This is a genomic window from Streptomyces sp. TRM68367 (assembly GCF_014495685.1).
Classification (GTDB): Bacteria; Actinomycetota; Actinomycetes; order Streptomycetales; family Streptomycetaceae; genus Streptomyces.
Map to the genome: position 1 here is coordinate 30871 of NZ_JACTVI010000056.1, position 23386 is coordinate 54256.

General features: G+C 73.8%; 26 protein-coding genes and 2 pseudogenes. 16 read left to right on the top strand and 12 right to left on the bottom strand.

Annotated features, from left to right (window positions below; all coding sequences use genetic code 11):
- Positions 1 to 63: 63 nt before the first annotated feature.
- The 4 genes from H8R17_RS29000 to H8R17_RS29015 are packed head-to-tail and all read left to right on the top strand — an operon-like array spanning position 64 to position 1619.
- Positions 64 to 402 carry a gas vesicle protein gene (locus tag H8R17_RS29000; RefSeq protein WP_187826183.1) on the top strand — a complete coding sequence of 113 codons (339 nt, stop codon included), beginning with the start codon at positions 64 to 66 and terminating at the stop codon, positions 400 to 402.
- Positions 399 to 1154 (top strand): GvpL/GvpF family gas vesicle protein, encoded by a 756-nt coding sequence (locus H8R17_RS29005; protein WP_187826184.1) that lies wholly within the window; start codon positions 399 to 401, stop codon positions 1152 to 1154. Before H8R17_RS29000 ends, H8R17_RS29005 begins: the two co-directional genes overlap by 4 nt.
- Positions 1151 to 1333 carry a gas vesicle protein gene (locus tag H8R17_RS29010; RefSeq protein WP_187826185.1) on the top strand — a complete coding sequence of 61 codons (183 nt, stop codon included), beginning with the start codon at positions 1151 to 1153 and terminating at the stop codon, positions 1331 to 1333. Before H8R17_RS29005 ends, H8R17_RS29010 begins: the two co-directional genes overlap by 4 nt.
- A 1-nt stretch (position 1334) precedes the next feature.
- Entirely contained in the window at positions 1335 to 1619 is a 285-nt protein-coding gene (locus H8R17_RS29015; RefSeq protein WP_187826186.1) for a gas vesicle protein K, read from the top strand.
- A 19-nt stretch (positions 1620 to 1638) separates the two neighbouring features.
- Here H8R17_RS29015 and H8R17_RS29020 read toward each other — a convergent pair whose 3' ends face one another.
- The 3 genes from H8R17_RS29020 to H8R17_RS29030 form a co-directional block, all read right to left on the bottom strand.
- A complete protein-coding gene (locus H8R17_RS29020; RefSeq protein WP_187826187.1) occupies positions 1639 to 1809 on the bottom strand; it encodes a hydrophobic protein in 171 nt (56 codons plus the stop codon).
- Positions 1810 to 1881: 72 nt separating this feature from the next.
- Positions 1882 to 2703, bottom strand: coding sequence for a methyltransferase domain-containing protein (locus tag H8R17_RS29025; protein WP_187826188.1), 822 nt, complete (start codon positions 2701 to 2703; stop codon positions 1882 to 1884).
- Between the two features lie 103 nt (positions 2704 to 2806).
- A complete protein-coding gene (locus tag H8R17_RS29030; RefSeq protein WP_187826189.1) occupies positions 2807 to 4315 on the bottom strand; it encodes a bifunctional phosphatase PAP2/diacylglycerol kinase family protein in 1509 nt (502 codons plus the stop codon).
- A 139-nt stretch (positions 4316 to 4454) separates the two neighbouring features.
- Between H8R17_RS29030 and H8R17_RS29035 the strand changes: the two genes are divergently transcribed.
- Positions 4455 to 6074 carry an ABC-F family ATP-binding cassette domain-containing protein gene (locus H8R17_RS29035; RefSeq protein ID WP_187826190.1) on the top strand — a complete coding sequence of 540 codons (1620 nt, stop codon included), beginning with the start codon at positions 4455 to 4457 and terminating at the stop codon, positions 6072 to 6074.
- A 281-nt stretch (positions 6075 to 6355) separates the two neighbouring features.
- Here H8R17_RS29035 and H8R17_RS29040 read toward each other — a convergent pair whose 3' ends face one another.
- Positions 6356 to 7462, bottom strand: coding sequence for a Vms1/Ankzf1 family peptidyl-tRNA hydrolase (locus H8R17_RS29040; RefSeq protein WP_187826191.1), 1107 nt, complete (start codon positions 7460 to 7462; stop codon positions 6356 to 6358).
- Between the two features lie 90 nt (positions 7463 to 7552).
- Between H8R17_RS29040 and H8R17_RS29045 the strand changes: the two genes are divergently transcribed.
- On the top strand, positions 7553 to 7810 hold the full coding sequence (locus H8R17_RS29045) for a DUF6158 family protein (protein WP_187826192.1): 258 nt from the start codon (positions 7553 to 7555) through the stop codon (positions 7808 to 7810).
- A gap of 416 nt (positions 7811 to 8226) precedes the next feature.
- Here H8R17_RS29045 and H8R17_RS29050 read toward each other — a convergent pair whose 3' ends face one another.
- The 5 genes and pseudogenes from H8R17_RS29050 to H8R17_RS29070 all read right to left on the bottom strand — a co-directional run bounded on the left by H8R17_RS29050 (position 8227) and on the right by H8R17_RS29070 (position 10372).
- Positions 8227 to 8433 (bottom strand): hypothetical protein, encoded by a 207-nt coding sequence (locus tag H8R17_RS29050; protein WP_187826193.1) that lies wholly within the window; start codon positions 8431 to 8433, stop codon positions 8227 to 8229.
- Positions 8434 to 8439: 6 nt separating this feature from the next.
- Positions 8440 to 8721 (bottom strand): annotated as a pseudogene (locus H8R17_RS29055) (catalase); the annotation flags it as partial.
- Positions 8718 to 9272 (bottom strand): type 1 glutamine amidotransferase domain-containing protein, encoded by a 555-nt coding sequence (locus H8R17_RS29060; RefSeq protein WP_187826194.1) that lies wholly within the window; start codon positions 9270 to 9272, stop codon positions 8718 to 8720. The gene H8R17_RS29060 and the pseudogene H8R17_RS29055, both read right to left, overlap by 4 nt.
- 137 nt (positions 9273 to 9409) lie before the next feature.
- A complete protein-coding gene (locus tag H8R17_RS29065) occupies positions 9410 to 9841 on the bottom strand; it encodes a CBS domain-containing protein (protein WP_187826195.1) in 432 nt (143 codons plus the stop codon).
- 90 nt (positions 9842 to 9931) lie between these two features.
- A complete protein-coding gene (locus H8R17_RS29070) occupies positions 9932 to 10372 on the bottom strand; it encodes a DUF2795 domain-containing protein (RefSeq protein ID WP_187826196.1) in 441 nt (146 codons plus the stop codon).
- 159 nt (positions 10373 to 10531) lie between these two features.
- Between H8R17_RS29070 and H8R17_RS29075 the strand changes: the two genes are divergently transcribed.
- Positions 10532 to 10900: a hypothetical protein gene (locus H8R17_RS29075; protein WP_187826209.1), complete on the top strand. Its 369-nt coding sequence runs from the start codon at positions 10532 to 10534 to the stop codon at positions 10898 to 10900.
- Here the strand turns inward: H8R17_RS29075 and H8R17_RS29080 are convergent.
- Positions 10836 to 12647, bottom strand: a complete 1812-nt coding sequence (locus H8R17_RS29080; RefSeq protein WP_187826197.1) for a thiamine pyrophosphate-requiring protein — start codon at positions 12645 to 12647, stop codon at positions 10836 to 10838. The two genes, H8R17_RS29075 and H8R17_RS29080, sit on opposite strands and share 65 nt — an antisense overlap.
- A gap of 291 nt (positions 12648 to 12938) precedes the next feature.
- Here H8R17_RS29080 and H8R17_RS29085 point away from each other — a divergent pair, with 291 nt between their 5' ends.
- The 5 genes from H8R17_RS29085 to H8R17_RS29105 all read left to right on the top strand — a co-directional run bounded on the left by H8R17_RS29085 (position 12939) and on the right by H8R17_RS29105 (position 18164).
- The gene (locus H8R17_RS29085; protein WP_187826198.1) at positions 12939 to 13733 is read left to right on the top strand and encodes an RNA polymerase sigma factor SigF; all 795 of its coding nucleotides are present in this window, start codon (positions 12939 to 12941) and stop codon (positions 13731 to 13733) included.
- 387 nt (positions 13734 to 14120) lie between these two features.
- The gene (locus H8R17_RS29090) at positions 14121 to 14513 is read left to right on the top strand and encodes an ANTAR domain-containing protein (protein WP_316959556.1); all 393 of its coding nucleotides are present in this window, start codon (positions 14121 to 14123) and stop codon (positions 14511 to 14513) included.
- A gap of 162 nt (positions 14514 to 14675) precedes the next feature.
- Entirely contained in the window at positions 14676 to 15515 is an 840-nt protein-coding gene (locus tag H8R17_RS29095) for a hypothetical protein (RefSeq protein WP_316959557.1), read from the top strand.
- Between the two features lie 295 nt (positions 15516 to 15810).
- Entirely contained in the window at positions 15811 to 17058 is a 1248-nt protein-coding gene (locus H8R17_RS29100) for an aminotransferase class I/II-fold pyridoxal phosphate-dependent enzyme (protein WP_187826199.1), read from the top strand.
- On the top strand, positions 17055 to 18164 hold the full coding sequence (locus H8R17_RS29105; protein ID WP_187826200.1) for an MBL fold metallo-hydrolase: 1110 nt from the start codon (positions 17055 to 17057) through the stop codon (positions 18162 to 18164). The genes H8R17_RS29100 and H8R17_RS29105 overlap by 4 nt, the downstream gene beginning before the upstream one ends.
- Positions 18165 to 18261: 97 nt before the next feature.
- On the opposite strand, the gene H8R17_RS29110 is transcribed toward H8R17_RS29105, so the two are convergent.
- On the bottom strand, positions 18262 to 18885 hold the full coding sequence (locus H8R17_RS29110) for a VTT domain-containing protein (protein WP_187826201.1): 624 nt from the start codon (positions 18883 to 18885) through the stop codon (positions 18262 to 18264).
- Positions 18882 to 19655, bottom strand: a complete 774-nt coding sequence (locus H8R17_RS29115) for an MBL fold metallo-hydrolase (RefSeq protein WP_187826202.1) — start codon at positions 19653 to 19655, stop codon at positions 18882 to 18884. Before H8R17_RS29115 ends, H8R17_RS29110 begins: the two co-directional genes overlap by 4 nt.
- Positions 19656 to 19737: 82 nt before the next feature.
- Between H8R17_RS29115 and H8R17_RS29120 the strand changes: the two genes are divergently transcribed.
- From H8R17_RS29120 to H8R17_RS29135, 4 genes and pseudogenes are all read left to right on the top strand, one after another.
- Positions 19738 to 20139 (top strand): hypothetical protein, encoded by a 402-nt coding sequence (locus H8R17_RS29120; protein ID WP_187826203.1) that lies wholly within the window; start codon positions 19738 to 19740, stop codon positions 20137 to 20139.
- Between the two features lie 106 nt (positions 20140 to 20245).
- Positions 20246 to 22384 carry a phage holin family protein gene (locus H8R17_RS29125; protein WP_316959558.1) on the top strand — a complete coding sequence of 713 codons (2139 nt, stop codon included), beginning with the start codon at positions 20246 to 20248 and terminating at the stop codon, positions 22382 to 22384.
- 57 nt (positions 22385 to 22441) lie between these two features.
- A pseudogene (locus H8R17_RS29130) lies at positions 22442 to 22811 on the top strand (hypothetical protein); the annotation flags it as partial.
- Between the two features lie 67 nt (positions 22812 to 22878).
- Entirely contained in the window at positions 22879 to 23307 is a 429-nt protein-coding gene (locus tag H8R17_RS29135; protein WP_187826205.1) for an OsmC family protein, read from the top strand.
- Positions 23308 to 23386: the final 79 nt, after the last annotated feature.

Sequence of the window (23386 nt, forward strand, 5' to 3'; positions counted from 1 at the left end):
GCACGAGGGGCACGCGGAGGAGCACGCGCACACCGGCGAGCGCGCCGGGGACGGGGGCCGCCGATGACCACGCCCAGCGGGTTGCCCGGGCCCTACGGGCGCGACGGCGGCGCCAACCTCGCCGACATCCTGGAGCGGGTGCTGGACAAGGGGGTCGTCATCGCGGGCGACATCCGGATCAACCTGCTCGACATCGAACTTCTCACCATCAAGCTGCGGCTGATCGTCGCCTCCGTCGACAAGGCCCGGGAGATGGGCATCGACTGGTGGGAGCACGACCCGGCCCTGACCCACAGCGCCCGCCGCGACGAACTCGTACGCGAGAACGCCGAGTTGCGCGAGCGGCTGGAACGGCTGGAGCCCGGCCTGGAGACGGGCCGCGCGCAGGAGGAGGCGCCATGACCGGACTGCGGTACGTCTACGCCGTCTGCCACCCGTTCGGCGCCGCGCTCCAGTCCCAGCTGACCGGGGTGGCGGGCGCGCCGCCCAAGCTGCTCAACCACCACGGCCTCGTCGCCGTGGTCAGCCACGTGCCGGAGGCGGACTTCGCCGAGGAGCCGCTGCGCGCCCACCTGGAGGACCTCGACTGGCTGACCGCGACCGCCCGCGCCCATCAGGGCGTGATCGACTCGCTCACCGTCGTCACCACCCCGCTGCCGCTGCGGCTCGGCACCGTCTTCCGGGACGACAGCGGCGTACGGACCATGATGGAGGCCCGCGAGGAGGACTTCCGGCGCGCTCTCGACCGGCTGGAGGGGCGGGTGGAGTGGGGCGTCAAGGTCTTCGTCGAGCCGGAGCCCGCGGACCATGCGGAGCCCGCGCGGAAGGCCGCGTCCGGCCGTGACTATCTGCGGCAGCGCAGCGGGCAGACCCGCACCCGGGAACGGCGGGAACAGCGCGCCGAGGCCTTCGCGGACCGGCTGCACGAAACGCTCGCCGCCTACGCCGAGGATTCCCGGCTGCACGCGCCGCAGAATCCCGCGCTTTCCGGCGCGACCGGCCGGAACGTGCTGAACGCCGCCTATCTCGTGCCGCGCTCGGATTCCGAGGAATTCGTGGAACTGGTGGACCGCACGAAAGGCGACACCCCTGGAACACGGGTCGAACTCACCGGCCCCTGGGCGGCCTACTCGTTCGCCGGGGAGGCACCGTGACCGTCATCGAACGCCGTGAGATCGCCCTCGTGGACCTGCTCGACCGGCTGCTCGCCGGCGGCGTGGTCATCACGGGGGACATCACGCTGCGCATCGCGGACGTCGACCTCGTGCGCATCGACCTGAACGCGCTGATCAGCTCCGTGAACGAACAAGTTCCCTCACCCTGGGGCAGTTGACATGACCGCCGATCGCCGCCGCCTCGACCTCGACCCCGACACCGTCGAGCGCGACCTGGTCAAACTCGTCCTGACCGTCGTGGAGTTACTGCGTCAGCTCATGGAACGCCAGGCGCTGCGCCGGTTCGACACGGGTGAGCTGAGCGAGGAGCAGGAGGAGCGGATCGGGCTCACGCTGATGCTGCTCGACGACCGGATGACCGAGCTGCGAGAGCGCTACGGACTGCGGCCCGAGGACCTGAACCTGGACCTCGGGCCGCTCGGACCTCTGCTTCCCCGGGACTGACCCGGGGGAGCGGGGTCATTCACCACCGGTACCAGTGAGACCGGCCTCCGGCAGCGGTGGTACCGCGCATCAGGAAACCCAGCAGCCACAGCACGAGGACCGCAAGTGCGATCCACCACAGCAGCTTGACTGCGAATCCGGCGCCGAAGAGAACCAGCGCCAAAAGCAATACCAGCAGGATGGGAACCATAATTCGAGCCTCCTGCTTTTCCGGGTTTCCCGAAACCGGCGCTTCAGGCTTGCCGGCGGCGGCGAATTCGCCTCAGGCCGCCTTGCGGCAGAGGATCTCGCCGTGCAGCACCGCGAACCAGCCGTCCTCCCGCCGCCCCCACTCCCGCCAGGCGTCCGACACGGCCCGCAGTTGCTCCGGGGTCGCGTGGCCGCCCTCCGTGGCCCGCTGCGCGTACGCCGACGCCAGGGTGCGGTCCGCCCACAGGCCGCTCCACCACGCCCGCTCCTCAGGTGTGGAGAACGTCCAGGTGCCGGAGGTGGCCGTGACGTCGGTGAGCCCCGCCGCCAGCGCCCAGGACCGCAGCCGGCGCCCCGCGTCCGGCTCGCCGCCGTTGGCGCGTGCCACCCGGCGGTACAGGTCGAGCCAGTCGTCCAGCCCGGGCGTCGCGGGATACCAGGTCATCGCCCCGTAGTCGGCGTCCCGGACCGCGACGTACCCGCCCGGCCTCGTGACCCGCGCCATCTCGCGCAGCGCCCGCACCGGGTCCCCGACGTGCTGGAGCACCTGGTGGGCGTGGACCACGCAGAACGTGTCGTCCGGGAAGTCCAGGGCGTGTACGTCGGCGACCGCGAAGCCGGTGTTCGTCAGCCCGCGCTCGGCGGCCGTGGCCCGCGCCTGCTCCAGGATGCCAGGCGCCCGGTCGACGCCCGTGACGTGCCCGTCGGGGACCAGCTCGGCCAGGTCGGCGGTGATGGTGCCCGGCCCGCAGCCGATGTCCAGGATCCGCATGTGCGGCTTGAGGGAGCCGAGCAGGTACGCCGCCGAGTTGGCGGCGGTGCGCCAGGTGTGCGAACGCAGCACCGACTCGTGGTGCCCGTGCGTGTAGACGGCGGTCTCGCGTGGTGTCGACATTGGCCGTGGTCCACCTCTTTTCGTCCTCGCAGGGATGACCGTCACCGTACGCGCGGTGGCCAAATAATGAGACCCCGGTTTTGCAATATGGACTGACGGAGTGTCAGGTGATGCGCCGTGCCGGTGGCAGCGGCCGGTACACCACCAGTGCCTCGGGCAGCTTCTCCAGCGTCACCGCGCCCCGCACCTCGGTGACTTCACCGTCGTAGGCGAGCAGCGTGCCCGGCGCCACGCTGTCCAGGTGCAGGCGGCGCACCTGCACCGCGGCGTGCGCCGGAGAACGCGTCAGGGGACCCGCTACGGCGGCGGCGAGCAGCCGCAGCGCGGGCCGCCGGCCGCCGTGCACGACCCGCACGTCGAGCTGCCCGTCCGCGAGGTCCAGCCGGCGGCCGGGCGCGAGCCCCATGCGGTGGTAGGTGCCGTTCCCGGCGAACAGCAGCCACAGCGGCCGGGGCCGGCCCTGGAACACCGCCTCCAGGGGGTGCCGGTCGGCGCGCAGCACGCGCAGCGCCGCGAGCACCCCGGCCGGCCAGCCGCCGATCCGGCGCGACCAGTGGTCCCGCTCGCGCACCAGCTCCGGGTACACGCCCAGGCTGCACGTGTTGAGGAACACGCCCTGCCGTCCACCGCAGGTGAACCGGCCCACGTCGACGCGGACGCCCTCGCCGGATTTCAGGGCCCGGGTCAGGTCCCGGGCGTCCTCCACGCCGAGGTCGTAGGCGAAGTGGTTGAGCGTGCCGCCCGGCAGTACCGCCAGGGGCAGGCCGTGCCGCAGGGCGACCTTGGCGGCGGTGTTCACCGTGCCGTCGCCGCCGCACACGCCGAGGACGCGGGCGCGTCCCGCCGCCATCTCCAACGCGGCCCCGACCTCGTCGGCTTCGCACACGATGACCTCGCAGCCCGGCAGTACCTCCCGCAGGGCCGCAGCGCGCTCGGCGCCGCTCGCCGCCTCGTTGGCCACGAGGACCAGCCCCGCCCCGTCCGGCAGCGCCGGGACGTCCGCCCGGGGCCGGGCCGGCGGGGTCAGCTGGGCCCGCGTGGGCACCATGCCCCGTACGGCGAACGCCGCGCCCACGCCCAGGGCGGCCCCGGCCGCGACGTCGCTCGGGAAGTGGACGCCGGTGTAGACGCGGGACAGCGCGACCGAGGCGGCCACCGGGGCGACGGCCGCGCCCCAGGCCGGGGACTCCAGGGCGACGCCGGCGGCGAAGGCTGCGGCCGACGCGGAGTGGCCCGACGGGAACGACGTGGTGATCGGCTGCCGCTTCAGCTGCCGGATCACCGGGACCGGATCCAGCAGCGGGCGGGGCCGGCGGACCGTGCGCTTGCCGAGGGTGTTGATGGTCAGGGAGGCCAGCGACAGCGAGGCCAGGCCGCGGGCGGCGGCGCGGCGGGCCCGCGGGGTGCGGCTCGCCGCCAGCGCGGCGCCGGCGGCGAACCACAGCAGACCGTGGTTCGCGCTGCGGCTCAGCCGGGGCAGCAGCGGGTCGGCCCCCGGCCAGTGCCGGGCTGCGACCGTCTCGAACAGCCTGAGGTCCCATTGCACAAACCGGTCCCTGAGGAGATGGTGGCCGGGCTTCGGAACGGTGAGATCCACATCTGGGCGTGTCATGGTGGTCGAGTACCCCGCGGACGACGGGTACTGCGGGCCATCACGTGCCGCCCGCCGGGCCCCGGGGCCGCCACCCGCCGTTCGTCGCGCCCGAAAAGCGATTGCCCTGCCTCCGGCCGGACACCCACAATCGCTGGTCATGGGTCACCTCGAAGCCGCGCACCTGGAGTACTGCCTGCCCGACGGGAGGGCGTTGCTCGGCGACGTGTCGTTCCGCGTGGGGGAGGGGGCCGTCGTGGCCCTCGTCGGGCCCAACGGGGCCGGGAAGACGACCCTGCTGCGGCTGCTGTCGGGCGAGCTGAAACCGCACGCCGGGTCGGTCACCGTCAGCGGCGGGCTGGGCGTGATGCGCCAGTTCGTGGGCTCCGTACGGGACGAGACGACCGTACGGGACCTGCTCGTGTCCGTCGCGCCGCCCCGCATCCGCGAGGCCGCCCGCGCCGTCGACGCCGCCGAGCACGCCATCATGACCGTCGACGACGAGGCCGCGCAGCTGAAGTACGCCCAGGCCCTCGCCGACTGGGCCGAGGCTCGCGGCTACGAGGCCGAGACGCTGTGGGACATGTGCACCACCGCCGCCCTCGGCGTGCCGTACGACAGGGCACAGTGGCGGCAGGTGCGTACCCTGTCCGGCGGCGAGCAGAAGCGGCTCGTGCTGGAGGCGCTGCTGCGCGGCACCGACGAGGTGCTGCTGCTCGACGAGCCCGACAACTACCTCGACGTCCCCGGCAAGCGGTGGCTGGAGGAGCGGCTCGCCGAGACCCGCAAGACGGTCCTGTTCGTCTCCCACGACCGCGAGCTCCTCGCCCGCGCGGCACAGCGCATCGTCTCCCTCGAACCGAGCCCCGCCGGCGCGGACGCCTGGGTGCACGGCGGCGGCTTCGCCACCTACCACGACGCCCGCCGGGAGCGCTTCGCCCGCTTCGAGGAGCTGCGCCGGCGCTGGGACGAGAAGCACGCCCAGCTGAAGAAGCTGGTGCTGACACTCCGTCAAGCCGCCGAGAACAGCGCGGACATGGCCTCCCGCTACCGCGCCGCCCAGACCCGCCTGCGCAAGTTCGAGGAGGCCGGCCCGCCCCCGGAGCCGCCGCGCGAGCAGGACATCAGGATGCGCCTGAAGGGCGGCCGCACCGGCGTACGGGCCGTCACCTGCGAGGACCTTGAACTCACCGGCCTGATGAAGCCCTTCGACCTGGAGGTCTTCTACGGCGAACGCGTCGCCGTCCTCGGCTCCAACGGCTCCGGCAAGTCGCACTTCCTGCGCCTGCTCGCCGGCGACGACGTCGCGCACACGGGCCGGTGGAAACTGGGAGCGCGCGTCGTGCCCGGGCACTTCGCGCAGACCCACTCCCACCCCGAACTGGTGGGCCGCACCCTGCGCGACATCCTGTGGACGGAGCACTCCCAGGACCGCGGCGCCGCCATGTCCCGGCTGCGCCGCTACGAGCTGTCCGGCCAGTCCGAGCAGACCTTCGACCGCCTCTCCGGCGGCCAGCAGGCCCGCTTCCAGATCCTGCTGCTGGAGCTCCAGGGCGTCACGGCCCTGCTGCTCGACGAGCCCACCGACAACCTCGACCTGGAGTCCGCCGAGGCCCTCCAGGAGGGCCTGGAGTCCTTCGACGGCACGGTCCTCGCGGTCACCCACGACCGCTGGTTCGCCCGCTCCTTCGACCGCTACCTGGTCTTCGGCAGCGACGGCCGCGTCCGCGAGACCCCCGAGGCGGTCTGGGACGAGCGCCGGGTGGAGCGGGTGCGGTAGTTTCTCGCCCCCGTCGCCCTACCCGTCCCATCCCGGGGCGCCGCCCCGGACCCCCGGCTGGGGACTGCGTCCCCAGACCCTATCGGCCTGAACGGCCTCGTCCTCAAACGCCGGACAGGCTGGAGGATGCCGACCGGCGCTGGAAACCAGCCCCTGCGGCGTTTGAAGTACGGGGGTCCAGGGGGCAGAGCCCCTGGCGGGGTCGAAGGGGCGAGCCTCTTCAGGATGGGACGGGTAGGGGCGGCGGGGGCGAGAAACTGCGAGGCCCGCACCGGCGCCGCTCATGTCCAGCGCAGCAGCGCCCCCAAGCCGCCCGCAGGCTCCGTGTCCGGGGCCGCCGGGGTCACCGACATGGCGGGGGCGCCGGTCGCCACCACGGAGCGGATCAGGGCGTCGTCGGCACGGGCGGACCAGGAGTGAAGTTCGCCCAGCGCCCTCAGGTCCGTGCGCCGCACCGCCAGCTGGTCCGGGTCCTCGCCGATCCACACCTCGCGGTGCGCGTCGGGACCGTCCGGGCGGATGAGCAGCTCGTCGATACGGTGCTCGCGCGCCGCCTCGACCAGCGCGGGCACGCCCTCCACGGCCCCCGCGTGCCCCTCGGCATCCGGGGTGCGGGCGGCCAGGAAGCGGTCCAGCTCGGCCGCGGCCCGCAGCCGCACGTGCTCGGCCCGGGCCCGCTCCACGTCCTCGTCGAGCAGCCGGCTGCCGGTGCCGTGCGGGGCCTCCGCGACCAGGTCGTGCAGCCGCTGCGGCAGCCGCTCGTGCACGGCCCGCCGTTCCCGCTCCTCGCCGACGAGGATCAGCAGGTCGGCCCGGGTCTCCTCCTGGCACACGGCGAGCGCATCGGCGACCTCGGCCGCGTTGTGCTCCCAGGTGTTCTCCACCCGCAGCTGGAAGTGGCGCTCGGACCAGTCGACCGAGCGCGTCCGGTGCACCGGCCACTGCCGGCCGGTGACACCGCCGGCCTCCTCCTGGCCGAGCCCGCTGCGCAGCTCGAAGCCGGCGCCCTTGCGGTCGACGTACGCCACCACGCACACCGGGTCCTCCCCGGCCAGCTCCAGCAGCGGCGTCACCCGCGGCAGCGGCCCCCATACGGCCGAATCGCGCTGCGGGGAACGGGCCAGCGGCGGGTCGAGGACCACCTCGCCGGCGCGGGCGAACAGGGCCCGGCCGTGCGGCTCCGTGGAGTGCCGCAGCTCGTCCACCGCGTCCTGCACGGCCCGGCAGGTCGCCTCGTCCGCTCCCTGTACGGCCAGGTCCCGGGCCAGGGCCCGGGCCGTCAGGTACCGCTCGTGCGGGGTGTCCTCCGTGTGCCGCGAGGTGTCGACGTACACGGAGGCCCAGGGCCCCGGATGTTCGTACAGTGGGTGCAGAAAGGCGAGATCCATGGCTCCCTCCCGGATGCCGCTCGGGGTGGTGCGTTGCACACGGGCGGGTACCCGGACCACGGACACGAACACGACGAGCGGGGCACTACCATGACCGGAGTCGAACCGAGCCGCCTGGACGATCAGCAGCTGATGAAGGAGCTGGAGACCATCCACCGCACGCGTCACGACACACTGCTGTACGGCTCCAACGACGCGCTGCGCGCCCACAACGAGCGCATGGCGCAGCTGGAGGGCGAGTACCTGCGCCGCAACCCGCGCCGCCCGGTCGCCGCGGGCCGCACCCGCGAGGGCGCCCGCGACCGAAGCGGCGCCTGCTCGACGACACCGTCGACTCCGGGCACCTGACGGCACGGTGCCCTGCGGGCTGCTCGGTCGCAGCACACTCCCGCGGGCGGCGCCCTGATCAGGCGCCGGGGGCTTGCGCACGGCCCGCTGCTGATGCTCCCGGTGGCCGCCGCCACCACGGGCGGCCGCCGTGGGGCGGCCGGGCGTCGGCGGCGCGGCACCTCGTGGCGCCGTACCCTGATCACACGGGCACGGCGTCCTCCCTGCTGGCGGGCGTGCGGTGACCACCTGCTGGCCTGCCTAGGACCGAACGCCCCGGCCGCGCCGAGCTCACCGGCCTGCCGTGCCTTCACCGGAGTGGACGCGCCGGACCACGCCTGGCCCGCCGGGGCCGTCGTACGACAGGGCACCCGGGCCCCGCGGCCGTGGGCGGCCGGGAACCCGGGTGCCGAAGCGCCTGACGCGGGCCGGTGTGATCAGCGGCGCACCGGTGGGCGGTTCCAGTGGCGGTGGGCCGCGATCGCGTCCACGAGGGCGCGCAGGAACTCCTCGCTCGCCGGGCCGGGGGAGGTGTCCGTGACCACGCCCTGGTCGGCGACCACCCGGTGGAACTCGGCGGAGAGCCGCAGGCCCTCCGGTTCCAGCGCGGACAGGACGCCCACGCCGGAGCCGAGCGCGCCCACCGGCTAAAAGGCGGCACGCGTGAACTCCGCGCAGGACTCGTACGGTTCGAAATAGCCGTACGCGCCCGCGTCCCGCGCATGCACCACCCGCTCCGGGGTCCGCTCGTGGTCGAAGTGCGTCAGCTTCTCCCGGAAGTGGAAGTCCTCCATCAGCGTCGGCCCGCGCTCACCCGCGGCGAGCGAGTCGTCGGTGTGGTCGACCTCCACGCCCTGGTCTGTGGTGAGCGGCCCGCCGGCCGGGTCGTCCGCCCGGACGGCCGCCCGCTGCTCCTGCTTGCGGTCCGTCATCGGGCGGCCTCCTTCGGCGCGCGGGCGAACACGTCGAGCAACGCCTCGCAGAACGCCTTGAGATCGTCCGGCTTGCGGCTGGTGACCAGCGTGTTCGGGCCCTCGTCACAGATCTGCACCTGTTCGTCCACCCAGGTGCCGCCCGCGTTGCGGATGTCGGTCTGCAGGCTCGGCCACGAGGTCAGCGTCCTGCCCTCGACGACGTTCGCCTCGACCAGCGTCCAGGGGGCGTGGCAGATCGCGGCGACCGGCAGCCCCTGCTCGAAGAAGTCCCGGACGAAGGACACCGCCTTGCGGTCCATCCGCAGGAAGTCGGGGTTGGCGACCCCGCCCGGCAGCACGAGTCCGCCGAACGAGTCCGCCGACGTCTCGCCGACGACCTCCTGCACGGGGAAGGCGTCCGCCATGTCGAGATGGTCGAAGGCCTGGATCCGGCCCGGCTTCGTCGACACCAGCACGGGCTCGTGGCCCGCGTCCACCACCGCCTGCCAGGGATCGGTGAGCTCGACCTGCTCGACTCCCTGGGGTGCGGTCAGAAACGCGATGCGCATGATGTTTCCCGTCCTTTCGGGGCCCGGAACCGGGCCCCGTCGCTCGTTTCTCCTCGCGTACAGCAGGCAACCGCATGGTGACTCCGCCGATGTCCACGGTGACGCCGGCGACGTCGGTCACCTGGGCTGATCGCGGCTCACGTAGTGCCCCGCGCGTCCGGTTCGGCGCGGCTGATGTCGGCCAGCGCCGACTGCGGGTCCTGCGCCTCGGCCAGGTCGCCGAGGCTGACGATCCCGACCGGCAGCCCCGCCTCGACGACCGGCAGCCGGCGTACCGCGTGCTCGCGCATCAGCGCGACCGCCGCCGTCACCGGGTCGTCCGGGGCGACCACCAGCGGGTTCGGGGTGCAAACCGTCCGGACGCTCACGGCGAGCGGATCGGCGCCGTCCGCGACGGCCCGGACCGCGATGTCACGGTCGGTGAGCATGCCGACGACCTGCTGGCCGTCGGCCACCACCACGTCGCCGATGTTCTGGGCGCGCATAAGTTGCGCCGCCTCGACGAGTGAGGCGTCCGGGCGGACGGCGACCACGCCCGGCGTCATGACGTCCCTGACGAACTCAGCCATCGCTGTGGGCCCTTCCTGCCATCCGCGGCCGGCCAGGACACCGCGACCGGATCGGCGCGACGCCGCCCGCAGTACCCCTGGGCCGGATCGCTATGCGTACTCTTCGGGCTCCTCGGGGCGCCTGCGCCCGGCGAGGTCCGCCGTGGGCCCGGGCTCCCGGGCCTCGGTCAGGGCAACGGCCAGTTCCTGGACGTTGCGGTAGCGGTCCCGGTGCGGCAGCCGCTTCGTGGTCTCGACGAGGGCGTCGGGCGCGTGGTGCCGGCGCAGCTCACGGGCCAGATCACGCGGCCCCGCGGGGAACGCGCCCCGGCTCAGGATCCGGGCCAGCTCCAGCCGCGCCGCCTCCATGGACGTCGGCCCACGGCTCGGCGTCACCGGCCCCCGCGCGACCTCCGGGTCGTCCTCGGCGGCCGGCTCCGGGTCGTGCCACTCCTCGCTCCGGGTGGGGTGTCCCGACCTGAGCAGACCCTGCAGTTCGTGTTTCATCTCGTCGTCCCGGTGGACGTTCAGCCGGTCGCTGCCTCGCTGCATGTCTCCCTCCAGATCTACGGGGGTGCGCACCGCGTACCCGTGGACCGGAGCCCGACACGGGCCACGGGCACCGGATCGCCGGTCTTCACCGGGTTTGTTCCGCTCCGTACGGGAGACCCGCTTGGCACCCCCACACACATCCCTGGGGAAGGAACAGCCATGGCGGCACTCGCTGTGATCATCCCGCTTTTCATGCTCGGCATGGTGCTGGCCCTGGGCCGCTATGAGGAGCTGCTGTTCCCGCGGGAGCCGCAGCGGGGGACCGAGCGGGGGACCGGCCGGCGCGAACGGCTCCGCGTGCGCGTCGCAGCCCCGGCCCGCGGCGCGGACGTATGGCCCGCCGAGGCCGCCGCCCCGTCCCGCGACTCCTGCGACACGGCCGCCCGGCCCGCCGGCGCGCCGGCCCCGTCTGCCGAGGCCGTCGCCCCGCCCGGCGACCGGGGCGACGGCCTCGTCCTCCCGGCTACTTCCTCTCGTGCCGCTCGTGCTTCCCGTGCCCGGGCAGGAACTCCTGCACCTTCGCCTTGAAGCCCTGCTTGACCACCGAACCCCGGTCCGCGTCGCCCTTCAGGATCGACGCGGCGGTGGCCTCCATCTGCTCCCAGGTGGCGTGCGGCGGGATCGGCGGAACGGCCGGATCGGTCAGGAACTCGATCACCGCCGGGCCGTCCGCCTCAAGACCCGCGCGCCAGCCCGCCTCGACGTCCCCGGGCTTCTCCACGCGGATGCCGGTCAGTCCCAGGGAGCGGGCGAACGCGGCGTACTGCACGTCCGGGATCTCCTGCGAGGGCAGGAAGGACGGGGCGCCCTCCATGGCCCGCATCTCCCAGGTGACCTGGTTCAGGTCGTGGTTGTTCCAGATGCCCACCACCAGGCGCGGGTCCTCCCACTGGCCGCGGTACTTCGCCGCCGTGATCAGCTCGGCCATCCCGTTCATCTGCATCGCCCCGTCCCCGACCAGCGCGATCGCCGGCCGCTCCGGGTGCGCGAACTTCGCGCCGATCGCGTACGGCACCCCGCAGCCCATCGTCGCGAGCGTGCCGGACAGCGAGGCACGCATGCCGGGCCGCATGGACAGGTGCCGCGCGAACCAGTTGGCCGCCGAGCCCGAGTCCGAGGTGACGATCGCGTCGCTCGGCAGCAGCGGATCCAGCACGTGGGCGACGTACTCCGGGTTGATCGGGTCGGCCGACAGGGTCGCGCGCCGCCCCATGACCTGCCGCCAGCGCGCCACGTTCGCGCACACGGTGTCGTACCACTCGCGTCCGCGGCCGGACTCGATCAGCGGGAGCAGCCGCTGCAGGGTCGTCCGCGCGTCGCCGACGAGGTTCACCTCGTACGGATACCGCATCCCGACCATGTGCGGGTCGATGTCGATCTGCACCCCGCGCGCCTTGCCGAACTCCGGCATGAACTGCGTGTACGGGAAGGAGGACCCGATGGTCAGCAGGGTGTCGCAGTCACGCATCAGCTCGTACGACGGACGCGTGCCCAGCAGGCCGATCGCGCCGGTGACGTAGGGCAGGTCGTCGCTGAGGACGTCCTTGCCGAGCAGCGCCTTGGCGACCCCGGCGCCGAGCAGCTCGGCGATCCGCTCGACCTCCTCCTGTGCGCTCGCGGCGCCCTGGCCGACCAGGATCGCCACCTTGTCGCCGGCGTTCAGGACCTCCGCCGCCCGCCGCACCGACTCGTCCGACGGGACGGCCGTCCAGGAGCTGCGGTCCAGGCTGGAGGGCACCATCTTGAATTCGTGCGTCGGCGCCGAGTAGTCGAGTTCCTGCACGTCACCGGGGATGATCACGGCTGTCGGGGCGCGCCGCGCGTACGCGGTGCGGATCGCCCGGTCCAGCACGTTCGGCAGCTGCTCGGGCACCGTCACCGTCTCCACGAAGTCCGAGGCGACGTCCTTGAACAGCGTGTGCAGGTCGACCTCCTGCTGGTACGAGCCGCCCATCGCGGTGCGGTCCGTCTGGCCGACGATCGCCAGCACCGGCACGTGGTCGAGCTTCGCGTCGTACAGGCCGTTGAGCAGGTGGATCGCGCCCGGTCCGGACGTCGCCGCGCACACGCCGAGACGGCCGCTGAACTTGCCGTAACCGACCGCCTGGAACGCCGCCATCTCCTCGTGCCGGGCCTGGATGAACCGTGGCCGGTTCTCCGCCCGGCCCCACGCGGCGAGCAGGCCGTTGATCCCGTCGCCGGGATAGCCGAAGACATGCTCCACGCCCCACTCGCGCAGCCGCTGCAGGACGTGGTCGGAGACCTTGGTGCTCATGGACGGGACCTCCCGGACGTGAGGGGACACGGGCAGCAGCGCTACGCGTCACCGAGTCACCCCGCGGGCAGCCGGAAAACCTGCCGGAGGCCGCCCCGTAGGCACACCCCGGCGACCTGGAGGGTGTTTGCGGTCCCGGGCCCGGGGCAGGCGACTGAACAGTGCTTCGGACAGGAGGCACGCCCGTGGGAGCGGCCACCGCGCCGCCACGGGTGCCCCTGTCCGGTTCGCGGGTGCGCTCCCATGGTGACCGTCCGACCCGGAGCACCTCCAAGGGAGATGCGACGCATCATGCCGACGCACGTCAGCGCGAAGCACCACCCGCACGACGACGCCCCCGACACCGCGGACGCCTTCCGCGAACTCGCCACGCTCCCCGCGGGCCCGCGGCGCGATGCGCTGCGCGACGAGATCGTCGAGGCCTGGCTGCCCATGGCGGACCGGCTCGCCGGACGCTTCCGCAGCCGCGGCGAGAGTTTCGACGACCTGCGCCAGGTCGCGGGGCTCGGCCTGGTCAAGGCCGTCGACCGCTACGACCCCGAACGCGGCAACGCCTTCGAGAGCTATGCCGTGCCGACCATCACCGGCGAGATCAAACGGCACTTCCGCGACCACATGTGGACCCTGCACGTGCCGCGCCGGGTCCAGGATCTGCGCAACCGGGTCCGGTTCGCCAGTCAGGACCTGTCGCAGAGCATCTCCGGGCGGCGGCCGACGGTGGCCGAGATCGCGGAGCACGCGAAGATGAGCGAAGAGGACGTCCGGGTGGGGCTGGAGGCGTTGGAGAGCTTCACCACGTTGTCGCTGGACGCGGAACTGCCGGGCAGTGAGGACGGGTACTCGTTGAGTGACGCGCTGGGGTCGCCGGATCCGGCGCTGGACACCGTGGTGGACCGCGAGGCGGTGAAATCCCGGCTGGCTGCTCTGCCCGAGCGGGAGCGGGCCATTTTGTACATGCGGTTCTTCGGGGACATGACGCAGAGTCGGATCGCCGAGCAGTTGGGGATCTCGCAGATGCATGTGTCTCGGCTGATCAGCCGGTGTTGTGGGCGCGTGCGGGCAGAGGTTTTGAAGGATGCGGGGTAGCGCCGTAGGGGCGTCTTGCGTTGCCGGATGAGGGTTGTGTGTGGCTGGTCGCGCCCGCACGCGGCGGAGCCGCATATCGATACGGCCCCGCGCCCCTTCAGGGCGTTTCGTGAGCGCTGTGGATATGTGACGGGCGATCATGTCCATTGCCTGGGCCTCTGCCATGGAGAACGGGGGCGGGGGCCGCAGCGGAAGCGGGGGTGAGTACGGCCTGGGGGAGCAGGACGCACAGGAGGGACGTGACGTTGGCCTGGGCGAGGACCGGGTCTGCGCTCCGGCGACGGGCCCATCCCGGCCGCGCTCGACCGCGGTACGCCCGTCGGCTGCGGGGACCTGCTGCGCGAGCCGCGCTGGCCGCAGTACCGAGCCCTGGCGTTCGACACGGGCGTGCGCTCCACCGTGACGCTGCCCTTCCGCCGCTCCGGCCTCACGGTGACCCTCAGTCTCTACAGTTTCCGCACCGGCGCCCTGGACGACGCCGTGGACGGGCCCGCCCGCGCGCTGGGCGACCTCGCCGTGACCTGCCTGGTGCGGGACCGCTCCTACCACGCCGCGCTCACCGAGCTCGACCAGCTCGGCACCGCGCTGCACTCCCGCCCCGTCGTCGACCAGGCCTGCGGCATCGTCATGCATGTCCCGGCCTGCGACGCCGACACCGCCTTCGGGGTGCTGCGCCGGGTGTCACAGCGCACCAACCGCAAGCTCGCGGACGTCGCGGCCGGTGTGGTCGAGCGGCGCGGGCGCGGCCTCGAAGCGCAGCTCGCGGCGCTGGCGGACTGACACCACCCCCCTGACGCCCCTGACGTGCCCGGCTCCCCGGCGGTGTCACTCGCTCGGGCGCCCCCGTCCCGCGAATGGTGCCCGGCCGCGCGCGCCCGGCCGCCCGGCGGGCTGTGATGGCAGCGAGGACCGCACCCGCCATCGGTCGAAGGAGCCCGCCCCATGGCCCTGTCCATGCGCCGCACCACCGCCCGCGCCCTGCCCGCCGCCCTCGTCGGTGCCGTCCTCGGCCTCTGCGCCCCGGCCGTCTCGGCGGAACCGGCCGCGGAGGTCAGCCCCCGCACCGTGTCCCCGGGCGGGAGCGTCACCGTGTCGGTGACCTGCGACCCGGTCGGCGGCGCGGCGCCGCCCACCATCGACGCGACCTCCAAGGCCTTCGCGGAAGGCACCGTCAAGCTGCACAGGATCCAGGGCGGCGGGGACGTCAAGGGCGGCATCCAGGAGAATGACGGTCTTCTGCCGGAGAAGGACGGTCTCCAGGAGAACGACGGTCTGCCGGAGAAGGACGGTCTGCCGGAGAATGACAGTCTCCACGAGGAGGGCGACCTCCGTGATCCTCAGGAGCAGGGCGATCTCCCCGACCTCGAGGAGAAGGGTGGTCCCGGGGACGGGGGCACCGGCGGGTCCGGCGGCCCCGTCTACCGCGGCACCGCCCGGATCGCCGGATCCGGGAACATCAAGGGCGGCCCCGGCGCCGCCGGCGCGGACTCAGCGCGGACCGTCGACGGCACGTGCCCGGCGGCACCGGGCGGGCAGGGCAAGCCGTGGAGCGCGACGTTCACCGTCGCCCGGGGCGGCGGCTCCCACCCGTCGTGCAGCCCCGAGCCACACGGCACCACTGCCTGCGGCGGCGCGGGCATGCCGCGCGGGGTCCGGGCCGGGCAGGGCGGCGCGTTCACCGACTCCGTGCCCGCCCTCGTCGCCGGCGGGCTGCTGATCGCGGGCGCGTGCGGCGCCGCCGTGCACCGGCTGCACCGCCGCGGCACCGGCGCGCACGGCTGACCCGCCCGGCGCGCGCCCGGCGCCGGTGCCCCGTGCGCCACTCGCGCGCCCGGCCATGGGCCGGCGCCACGGTGGGTACTCAGAACCCCGAGGACACGCGCCGCACCGTACGCCCCCAGCGAGGAGGACCCCGGAGATCTCAGTGAGGGGGGAGCCCGGACACCAGCGAGGAGGCCCCGGACACGGCACACCCGAGGTGGCCGCCACCCCGCTCCCGGTCACCGGGTCCCGGCACACGTGAGGCGACGACCGACGGCACGACGAGGCAGCCACAGCCCCCACCAGGGAGGTACGCATGCGGCGGACGGACCCGGAAGGCCACGGACCCGTCCGGTACGGGCCGCCGCACCCCGGCGACGGGCTCCCCGTGCTGCCCGAACTGTCCGCCGTGCTCGCCGCAGCCGCCGCCCGCCCCGAAGCCGAACCCGTCGGCGGCGGCCCCGCACTGCTGCACGCCGCGTGCGGCTACTGGGACCGGCGCGGGCTGACCGCCGGCCCCGACCGCGCGGCCGCCGCCCCCGGCGCCCCGGCCCTGCTGCTCGCGCTCACCGCGGCCATCGGCGGCGACGTCCTGGTGCCCCGGCCCTGCGCCGCCTGGTGGGCGCCGTTCGCGCGCCTGCTCGGCCGGCCCCTCTTCCACGTGGCGACCCCGGCCGAGTGCGGCGGCGTACCGGACCCGTACGCCCTGCTGGAGACCGTCCGCCGGGTGCGCGCCGAGGGCGGCGACCCCCGCCTGCTGGTGCTGTCCGTCGTCGACGACCCCACCGCCACCGTGGCACCGCCCGAGGTGCTGCACGAGACCGTCGAGGCCGCCCAGGGCGAGGGCCTGCACCTGGTCAGCGACGAGACCTGGCGCGACACCGTGCACGCCCCGCACGACACGGTGCTGCTCAGCCCCGCCGAGATGCTGCCCGGGCAGGTCACCGTCGTCACCGACCTGGCCGGCGCGCTGCTGCCGCCCGGCTGGCCGGCCGCCGTCGCCCGGTTCCCGGCGGGCACGGCCGGGGACAGCCTCCACGCGCGCGTGCTCGACGTGCTCACCGCGCTCGGCGCCCGCGTGGCCGCGCCGGTCGCCGCCGCGGCCACCTACGCCCTGGCGGAACCCGAGCCGGTCACCGCGCGCGTGGGCGCCGCCGTACGGCTGCACGCGCGCGTGGCCGCCGCCGCGCACACCGCCGTCGTCTCGGCCGGTGCCCTGGCGCGGCCCCCGCAGGCCGGGCGGCACGTGTACGCCGACCTGGCCCCGCTGCGCGCCGCGCTGAGCGCGCACGGCGTCGGCGACGCGCAGGAACTGGAGGATTTCCTCGCCGCCCGGCTCGGCATGCCCGCGCCGGGCGGGCACCGCTTCGGAGACGACCTGGGCGCGCTGCGCGTGCGGCTGTCCACCGGCCCGCTGCTGGGCGGCTCGGACGCGGAGCGCACGGAATGCCTCGGGTCACCCACACCGTTGGAACTGCCACACGTGCAACGCGCGTTGATCCTCCTGAAGACCGTCTTCGACGATCTCCGCGACGAAGCTCAGCGATGGGAGTCTCCTCGATGACGCAGCAGTCCGAGTCGACCACGACGAGCACGCCCTCCCCGGACGGCGGCGCCCGCACGACCGAGTCCTCCGTCGCGCCCCCGTTCCCGCCGCTCGCCGCGCCCCGGCCGCCGGGAGAGCGGCGGATGTGGCCGCGCACGTTCCACGACCGGCTGACCGCCCCGCTGCCCGGCCTGAAGGCCGCCGCCCGGTTCGCCCGCGAGGGCGCCGTACGACCGGGCCGCGAGGGCCTCGCCGACATCCCGCGGCTCCCCTTCGACCCTGCCCCGCTGCCCAGCGTCGACGCGCGCACGGTCGCCGTCTCCTGGGCGGGGCACGCCAGTTGGGTCGTGCAGATCGGCGGCCTGACCGTCCTGACCGACCCGGTCTGGTCCCGCCGGATCCTCGGCACACCGGCCCGCATCACCCCCGTCGGCATCCCCTGGAACGCCCTGCCCCGCATCGACGCGGTCGTCATCAGCCACAACCACTACGACCACCTGGACGCCCCCACGCTGCGCCGACTCCCGTGCGACACCCCGGTGTTCGTGCCGGCCGGCCTCGGCCGCTGGTTCCACCGGCGCCGCTTCACGTGCGTGACGGAGCTGGACTGGTGGGAGGCGTCCGAAATCCATCCGAGGGGCGGCGCCGCAGGCGCCTCGGTCGAGGGTGGTGGCGGGCGACGGGCGGGAGTGCGCCTGGACTTCGTCCCCGCCCACCACTGGTCCAAGCGCACCCTCACCGACACCTGCCGCAGCCTCTGGGGCGGCTGGGTGCTCACCGCCCCCGACCGACAGCGCGTCTACTTCGCGGGTGACACCGGCTACGGCCACTGGTTCACCCGCATCGGCCGACGCTACCCCGGCATCGACCTCGCCCTGCTCCCCATCGGCGCGTACGACCCCCGCTGGTGGCTCCGAGACGTCCACTGCGACCCCGAGGAGGCGGTCCAGGCAGCCCAGGACCTCGGTGCCCACCGCATGGCCCCCATGCACTGGGCAACGTTCATCCTCTCGGCGGAGCCGGTCCTGGAACCCCTCACACGCGTGCGCGCGGCATGGGAAAAGGCGGGCCTGCCCCGAGAGGACCTGTGGGACATGCCGGTCGGCGCTTCAAGAATCCTGTAGAGCAGCCAACCCAAAAGGGGTGCGGGGCTGTATCGATTTGCGGCGCCGCCGCGTGGGCGCGACAAGCCGCAACGCACCCGCACCCCGCAACGAGACGTCACCCGGCAGACCGAACCCGCTTCCAAACACTCGGCGCCGCACTGATCACCACCGTCACCACCACCGCCGCAACAACCCCCTCCCATGGCTCATCAAACAGCGAACCTCCCAGAATCCCGATCAACTGATACGTCACCGCCCACGCCAGACACGCCGGAAGATTCCCCCGCACGAACCTCCGCAGCGGCCACTGCGCGATGAGACAGGCCAGCATCACCGGGACGCGCCCCGCCGGCACCAGCCGCGACAGCACCAGCACCGCCACCCCGTGATCCGCCAGCTTCGCCTGCGCCCGGGCCAGCCGCTCCTCCGGCGCCCGCGCCCGGATCGCCGCCAGCCACCTCGAGCCGTTCCGCGCCCCCATCCCCCGCCGCCCCAGCCAGTACAGCGCCACGTCCCCGAGAAACGCGGCCAGCGACGCCGTAACGAACACCAGCGCCAAGGAGAACGGCGCCGTCTGATGGACGGCGACCACCGCCGCCGAACTCACCAGCGCCCCCGTCGGCACCACCGGCACCAACGCCCCGATCAGCACCAGCAGAAACAGCGACGGATAACCGATCGCCTGCTGCGTGGACTCCGTCGGCACGGTCGTCGCCGCCGCGGCGACGGGCCAGATCACCGCGCGACCTCCAGGCGCACACTCTCCCCGTGGCCGAGCCGGTGCACCGCCACGCCGGGCGCGTACCGCGCGGCCAGGCGCACGAACTCGTCACCCGGCGCATGGAACTCATGGGGGCGGATGGCGTCCATTCCGATCGGCCAGTACGTGCCGTAGTGCACCGGCACCGCACTGCGCGGCGCCAGCCGGGCCAGCGCCCGCGCCGCGCGGCCCGCGTCCAGGTGCCCGTCGCCGAGGTACGGGCCCCAGCCGCCCACCGGCAGCAGCGCCACGTCGACCGGCCCGACATCCTCGGCCATCGAGTCGAACAGCCCGGTGTCCCCGGCGAAGTACGTCCGGGCCTCGCCCTCGATGACATAGCCAAGGGCGGGGGAGCGGTGCGGGCCGACCGGCAGCCGCCGCCCGTCGTGCCGCGCGGGCACGGCCCGTACGACGAGACCGCCGGCCGCGGTGGTGTCGCCGGGCGCCATCTCGGTCACGCGTATCTGCCCGAGCCGGCGCAGCCCCGGTACCGCACGGGGCGCGTCCCGGGGCACGAGCAGGCGCGTGCCCGGGGCGAGCGCGGCCAGCGAGGGCAGATGCAGGTGGTCGGCGTGCAGATGGGAGACCAGGACGACGTCCGCGCGCCGGGCGTCGGGCAGGGGCAGCGCACCACGACGGCGCCGCAGGTGCGCGAGCCGGCGGGCGAACAGAGGGTCGGTGAGTACACGGGTGTCCGAATCCTCGACCGCGCAGGTGGCGTGACCCCACCACGTGATCTCCACCGGCACCTCTTTGCCTCCTTCGCGCGACTGCCCGCAGCCTACGTGCAGGAGTAAGGTCGGCGGCGAAACCGGAGGTGAGGGGGACGCCATGGGGCCGGTGCGGGTCACGGCGATCGCGAGTCTGACGCCGCTGGAGAAATTGGACGCCGATCCCTTCCTCGTGGACTCCCGCAGCCAGCACGCCATGTGCGCCCGCTGGGCCGCCGAGCGGGGCTACGTCGTCACCCGGGAGCTGCTGGTGCGGGGACTGCGGCCCGACCACGGCGCGCTGTGGGAGGGGGTCCGGCCCGGGCGCGACCTGTTCGTGGCGCCGAGCCGGCGGGTGCTGGAGAGCGCGCTGTCGTCCGTCGAGGAGTTCTCCGCGGAGTGCGCGCGGCGGGGGGTGCGGGTGGAGACGGTGGGGGACGCGGAGCCGTGTTACGACGCGGCGATGAAGGCGTGCGTGCACCGGCGGCTGTCGATGCCGACGGCGGGGTACGACGGGCGGTAGGGAGACCGCTTCCTGACCAGGGAACCGGCGGACGGTTTCCCCCGTTATGACACTCTGGGGCGGGACGGATCCGCAGGGACGGGCCGGGACGTGAGGTGTGCTGGGCGTGCGTGCAGAGCGGTGGCGGCTCGTCGCCGGTCAGGTCGGGCGGAGCGTCGCGGTGTGGGCGGTCTCCACGGTCACCATGCTCGTGCTCGCCGGAATCCTGCCGGACTTCCAGCTGCGGTCGGCGGACGGCGACAGCGCCACGCAGATCACCGTCACCGCGGCATCCGGGGCCGGCGCCTTCGGCGTGCTGTCGGCCGTCGTATGGCCGCTGCTCGTCCGCCTCCTGCTGCTCGTACCGGCGCTCGTGCTCGGCCTGCTGGTGTTCTTCCTCAACGGCGCCCTGCTGCTGCTCGCCCTGCGCCTGAACCCCACCGAGCGTGGCGGCGCCGCCTGGGAGACCGCGGTCGTGGTCGCCGCCGTGATGTCCGCCGTCGCCTCCGCCACCGGTGCCGCGCTGGCCGTCCGCGACGACGACGCCTACCGGCGCCGCCTCTACCGACTCGCCGACCGCCGCCGGCGGTCCGGACCGCCCTGCCCCGCCAGCCCCGGCACCGTCTTCCTGCAACTCGACGGCGTCGGCCACGACGTCCTGCTGGACGCCGTCGGCAAGGACCTGATGCCCACCGTCGCCCGCTGGCTCGGCATCAGCGACGGCATCGGCGAGGGCACCGGCGAAGGCACCGGTGACGGCGCGAAGGCCACCCACCGGCTCACCCCCTGGCGCACCGACTGGTCCAGCCAGACCGGCGCCAGCCAGCTCGGCATCCTGCACGGCAGCAACCACGACGTCCCCGCGTTCCGCTGGTACGAGAAGGACCGCAGGGAGGTGATGGTCTGCAACCGCCCGACCAGCGCCGCCGAACTCCAGCGCCGCGCCGTCGGGCACGCCGGCCACACCGGGCTGCTCACCCTCGACGGCGCCAGCCGCGGCAACCTGTTCAGCGGCGGCGCCGACGAACAGGCCCTCGTGCTATCCATCGCCGGCCGCCGCAGCCGCGAGAACCGCTCCCGCGCCGGCTACTTCGCGTACTTCTCCGACCCGGCCAACGCCGTGCGCACCGCCCTGTCCTTCGTCGCCGAGGCCGCCCGCGAGATCGGCCAGTCCACCCGGGCCCGCGTCCGCAAACAGCGCCCGCGCGTCAGCCGCGGCGGCCTCTACCCGTTCATCCGGGCCTTCGCGACCGTCGTCGAACGGGACGTCGTCGTCGCCGCGGTGATGGGCGACCTGCTCGCCGGCCGCACCTCCGTCTACGCCGACCTCGTGGCGTACGACGAAGTGGCCCACCACTCCGGCCCGTTCAGCCGCGACGCCGAGAAGGTGCTGCAGCGCCTGGACCGCTCCCTCGCCCTGATCGAGAAGGTCGCCGAGCACGCCCCGCGCCCGTACCGGATCGTGGTGCTGTCCGACCACGGCCAGAGCCCCGGTGAGACCTTCCGCGCCCGCTACGGCCTCACCCTCGGCGACCTGGTCCGGGCCGGCTGCGGGCGGCCCGTGCCGCGCCGGGCGACGGGGATCCCCCCAGGCTTCAGGCACTGGGGGAGCACCCGCAGCGGCGCCGAGGCACGGGCGGCCGTACGGGCGGCGCTGCACATCCCCGTCGAGGAGGGCGGCGAGCAGTACCGGCCCTCGCGCCGCCGCTCCGAGCCGATCGTGCTGGCCTCCGGCAACCTCGGCCTGGTCTCCTTCCCTGACGTGCCGCACCGCATGACCAAGGAGGAGATCGCCGCCCGCCACCCCGCGCTGCTGCCCACCCTCGCCAACCACCCCGGCATCGGCTTCCTGCTGGTGCGCAGCGAGGTGCACGGCGGGGTCGTGCTCGGAGCGTACGGCACCGAGATCCCGCTGGACCGGCTCGACGAGGACCCCGGACCGCTGGCCGCCTTCGGGCCCGGCGCCGCCGACGCCGTGCGCCGCACGCACTCCTTCCCGCACACCGCCGACATCATGGTCAACTCCTTCCACGACCCGGCCGACGGCGAGGTCCTCGCCTTCGAGGAGCAGATCGGCTCCCACGGCGGCCTCGGCGGCGCCCAGGGCCGGCCGTTCCTGCTGTCGCCCGTCACGTTCTCCGCGCCGGTCGACGACGAGGCGGAACTCGTCGGCGCCGAGCACGTCCACCGCGTCCTGACCCGCTGGCTGCGCGAGTGGGACGGCCCTCAAGTACCGCTGGAGCCACGGGAGGAGCGCGCGGCCTGAGCCGAGCCCGGGCTCTGCGCCGGCACCATGCCGGAGGGGCCGGGGGGATCCTCCGCCTTCGGCGTGGTCCTGGACACCTCCGGCTCCATGGACCGGGTGCTGCTCGGCAAGGCGCTCAGCGCGTTCGCCTCTTACGCCGAGGCCCGCGACGTACCGGCTGCCCGGGTCGTGTCCTGCGACGCGGGCCCGCACGACGCCGGCTGTGTGCCGGTCACCGAGATCGCTGCACGGCCGCGGCGGCACCGTGCTCCAGCCCGGCGTCGACCTGCTGCCGCGCGCCGACGACTTCCCGCCCGGCGCGCCGGTCCTGGTCATCACCGACGGCTGGTGCGACCTGCTGCGGGTGCGGCGCGAGCACGCCTACCCGATTCCCGAAGGTGCACGCCTGCCGTTCACCGCCCGGGGGCCGGCCTTTCGCGTACGGTGACCTCCGAGTGTGATCGGATAGGGGACGGACAACCCCGGCAACGGGGCCACACGCGAAAGGAACACCAGTGGCTACCACGCGCTCCGCACACACCGTCTGGGAAGGCAACCTGCTCGAAGGCAACGGAGTCGTCGCCTTCGACTCCTCCGGCGCGATCGACCAGCAGCCGGTCACGTGGGCTGCCCGCACCCAGGAGGCGAACGGCAAGACCAGCCCCGAAGAGCTGATCGCCGCCGCGCACTCCAGCTGCTTCAGCATGGCGTTCTCGCACGCCCTCGCCCAGGCCGGCACCCCGCCCACCAAGCTCGTCACCTCGGCCGACGTCACCTTCCAGCCGGGTGAGGGCATCACGGGCATCCACCTCACCGTGGAGGGCATGGTCCCCGGCCTCGACAACGACGGCTTCGTCGCCGCCGCCGAGGACGCCAAGGTGGGCTGCCCGGTCAGCCAGGCCCTGAAGGCCGTACCGATCACCCTGTCGGCGAAGCTCGCCTGACAGTGAGGATGTGACGTGGTGACGCCGCTGGTGGGTCTGACCCCTCGCCTGACTGACGTCTCGACTGTCCTGTTTGGGA